General features: G+C 70.3%; 1 protein-coding gene. It reads left to right on the top strand.

The window, feature by feature from the left end; all coding sequences use genetic code 11:
* On the top strand, positions 1–4,342 hold a 4,342-nt coding region (locus AB4061_RS40240), incomplete at both ends, for a beta strand repeat-containing protein (RefSeq protein ID WP_441641613.1).

Below are 4,342 nucleotides of genomic sequence, written 5' to 3'. Positions count from 1 at the left end.
GTGCCACTGTGAGCGACGGCAGCCACAGCTTCACGGCCGATGCGAGCCACACTGCGGTCGATGTCCATGGCTGGACCTTATCGAGCCTGACGATCACACCGACCAGCGACGCCAACTTCACGCTGAGCGTGGCCGCGACCGCCACCGACAGCGAGGGCAACCTCAGCACCACCACCACCGCGACCGAGGCGGTGACGGTCAATCCGCTGGCGCCCACCCTGGCGCCGGTAGCGGAGAGCGGGGTCGAGGGCGCCGCCATCGCGCTGAACCTCGGCGCCACGGTCAACAGCCTGGCCGGCGACAGCAACAGCCTGGCCTCGCTGGTGGTCGGCGCGATCCCGCTGGGCGCCACGTTGAGCGATGGCAGCCACAGCTTCACCGCTTCGGCTGGCCACATCACGGTCGATGTCCATGGCTGGACATTAGGCTCACTGACGATCACGCCGACCAGCGATGCGAACTTCACGCTGAGCGTGGCGGCCACTACTGCCGACGGCGAAGGCAACCTCAGCACCACCACCACCGCCACCGAGGCGGTGACGGTCAATCCGCTGGCGCCGAGCCTGGCGCCGGTGGCCGAGAGCGGAGTCGAGGGCGCGGCCATCGCGCTGAATCTCGGCGCCACGGTCAACGGCCTCGYCGGCGACAGCAACAGCCTGGCTTCGCTGGTSGTCAGCGCGATCCCGGYCGGGGCCACGTTGAGCGATGGCAGCCACAGCTTCACCGCTTCGGCCGGCCACACCGCGGTCGATGTCCATGGCTGGACATTAGGCTCACTGACCATCACGCCAACCAGCGACGCCAACTTCACACTGAGCGTGGCGGCCACCGCCACCGACGGCGAGGGCAACCTCAGCACCACCACCACCGCGACCGAGACGGTGACGGTCAATCCGCTGGCGCCGAGCCTGGCGCCAGTGGCCGAGAGCGGAGTCGAGGGCGCGGCCATCGCGCTGAATCTGGGCGCCACGGTCAACGGCCTCGCCGGCGACAGCAATGGCCTGGCCTCGCTGGTGGTCGGSGCGATCCCGGTCGGTGCCACTGTGAGCGACGGCGCGGGCGGTCACAGCTTCACCGCCGATGCGAGCCACAGCGCGGTCGATGTCCATGGCTGGACGCTAGGCTCACTGACGATCACGCCGACCAGCGATGCCAACTTCACGCTGAGCGTGGCAGCCACTACTGCCGACAGCGAGGGCAACCTCAGCACCACCACCACGGCCACCGAGACGGTGACGGTCAACCCGCTGGCGCCCACCCTGGCGCCGGTGGCCGAGAGCGGAGTCGAGGGCGCGGCCATCGCGCTGAACCTCGGCGCGACGGTCAATGGCCTGGCCGGCGACGGCAACAGCCTGGCTTCGCTGGTGGTCAGCGCGATCCCGCTGGGGGCCACGTTGAGCGATGGCGCGGGCGGCCACAGCTTCACCGCTTCGGCCGGCCACAGCGCGGTCGATGTCCATGGCTGGACGCTAGGCTCACTGACGATCACGCCGACCAGCGACGCGAACTTCACGCTGAGCGTGGCGGCGACCACTGCCGACGGCGAGGGCAACCTCAGCACCACCACCACGGCCACCGAGGTGGTGACGGTCAACCCGCTGGCGCCCACCCTGGCGCCGGTGGCCGAGAGCGGAGTCGAGGGCGCGGCGATCGCGCTGAGCCTCGGCGCGACGGTCAACGGCCTCGCCGGCGACGGCAACGGCCTGGCGTCGCTGGTCGTCAGCGCGATCCCGGCCGGTGCCACTGTGAGCGACGGCGCGGGCGGTCATAGCTTCACCGCCGATGCGAGTCACAGCGCGGTCGATGTTCACAGTTGGACGCTAGGCTCACTGACGATCACGCCAACCAGCGACGCCAACTTCACGCTGAGCGTGGCGGCCACCGCCACCGACGGCGAGGGCAACCTCAGTACCACCACCACCGCGACCGAGGCGGTGACGGTCAACCCGCTGGCGCCGACCCTGGCGCCGGTGGCCGAGAGCGGGGTCGAGGGCGCGGCCATCGCGCTGAGCCTCGGCGCCACGGTCAATGGCCTCGCCGGCGACAGCAATGGCCTGGCCTCGCTGGTGGTCGGCGCGATCCCGCTGGGCGCCACGCTGAGCGATGGCAGCCACAGCTTCACCGCCGATGCGAGCCACAGCGCGGTCGATGTGTCGAGCTGGACATTAGGCTCACTGACGATCACGCCGACCAATGACGCGAACTTCACGCTGAGCGTGGCGGCCACTACTGCCGACGGCGAGGGCAACCTCAGCACCACCACCACCGCCACCGAGGCGGTGACGGTCAATCCACTGGCGCCGAGCCTGGCGCCGGTGGCCGAGAGCGGGGTCGAGGGCGCGGCGATCGCGCTGAGCCTGGGCGCCACGGTCAACGGCCTGGCCGGCGACAGCAACAGCCTGGCCTCGCTGGTGGTCGGGGCGATCCCGGCCGGTGCCACGTTGAGCGACGGCAGCCACAGCTTCACCGCTTCGGCCGGCCACACCGCGGTCGATGTCCATGGCTGGACATTAGGCTCACTGACGATCACGCCGACCAATGACGCGAACTTCACGCTGAGCGTGGCGGCGACCACTGCCGACGGCGAGGGCAACCTCAGCACCACCACCACGGCGACCGAGACGGTGACGGTCAATCCGCTGGCGCCGAGCCTGGCGCCAGTGGCCGAGAGCGGAGTCGAGGGCGCGGCCATCGCGCTGAATCTCGGCGCCACGGTCAACGGCCTGGCCGGCGACAGCAACAGCCTGGCTTCGCTGGTCGTCAGCGCGATCCCGGCCGGTGCCACTGTGAGCGACGGCGCGGGTGGTCACAGCTTCACCGCCGATGCGAGCCACAGCGCGGTCGATGTCCATGGCTGGACCTTGTCGGCCCTGACGATCACGCCAACCAGCGACGCCAACTTCACACTGAGCGTGGCGGCCACCGCCACCGACGGCGAGGGCAACCTCAGCGCCACCACCATGGCCACCGAGATGGTGACGGTCAACCCGCTGGCGCCGACCCTGGCSCCRGTGGCCGAGAGCGGRGTCGAGGGCGCCGCCATCGCGCTGAACCTGGGCGCCACGGTCAATGGCCTCGCCGGCGACAGCAACAGCCTGGCCTCGCTGGTGGTCGGCGCGATCCCGCTGGGCGCCACGTTGAGCGATGGCAGCCACAGCTTCACCGCTTCGGCTGGCCACACCACGGTCGATGTCCATGGCTGGACATTAGGCTCACTGACGATCACGCCGACCAGCGATGCCAACTTCACGCTGAGCGTGGCCGCGACCGCCACCGACAGCGAAGGCAACCTCAGCACCACCACCAGGGCCACCGAGACGGTGACGGTCAACCCGCTGGCGCCGAGCCTGGCGCCGGTGGCCGAGAGCGGGGTCGAGGGCGCGGCCATCGCGCTGAATCTCGGCGCCACGGTCAATGGCCTCGCCGGCGACGGCAACAGCCTGGCYTCGCTGGTGGTCGGTGCGATCCCGCTGGGGGCCACGTTGAGCGACGGCAGCCACAGCTTCACCGCTTCGGCCGGCCACACCGCGGTCGATGTCCATGGCTGGACCCTGTCGAGCCTGACCATCACGCCGACCAACGACGCCAACTTCACGCTGAGCGTGGCGGCGACCGCCACCGACGGCGAGGGCAACCTCAGCACCACCACCACCGCCGCCGAGACGGTGACGGTCAACCCGCTGGCGCCGAGCCTGGCGCCGGTGGCCGAGAGCGGGGTCGAGGGCGCGGCCATCGCGCTGAACCTCGGCGCCACGGTCAACGGCCTGGCCGGCGACGGCAACAGCCAGGCCTCGCTGGTGGTCGGTGCGATCCCGGTCGGGGCCACGTTGAGCGACGGCGCGGGTGGCCACAGCTTCACCGCCGATGCGAGCCACAGCGCGGTCGATGTCCATGGCTGGACATTAGGCTCACTGACGATCACGCCGACCAATGACGCCAACTTCACGCTGAGCGTGGCGGCGACCACTGCCGACGGCGAGGGCAATCTCAGCACCACCACCACGGCCACCGAGGCGGTGACGGTCAATCCGCTGGCGCCGACCCTGGCGCCGGTGGCCGAGAGCGGAGTCGAGGGCGCGGCGATCGCGCTGAATCTCGGCGCCACGGTCAATGGCCTCGCCGGCGACAGCAACAGCCTGGCCTCGCTGGTGGTCAGCGCGATCCCGCTCGGTGCCACGTTGAGCGACGGCAGCCACAGCTTCACCGCCGATGCGAGTCATGGCGCGGTCGATGTCCATGGCTGGACCCTGTCGAGCCTGACCATCACGCCAACCAGCGACGCCAACTTCACACTGAGCGTGGCGGCCACCGCCACCGACGGCGAGGGCAACCTCAGCACCAC

The organism is Cupriavidus sp. YAF13 (assembly GCF_052113425.1).
GTDB lineage: Bacteria > Pseudomonadota > Gammaproteobacteria > Burkholderiales > Burkholderiaceae > Cupriavidus.
The sequence above is the reverse complement of the archived record's forward strand: the minus strand, read 5'-3'. Positions and strand labels throughout refer to the sequence as shown.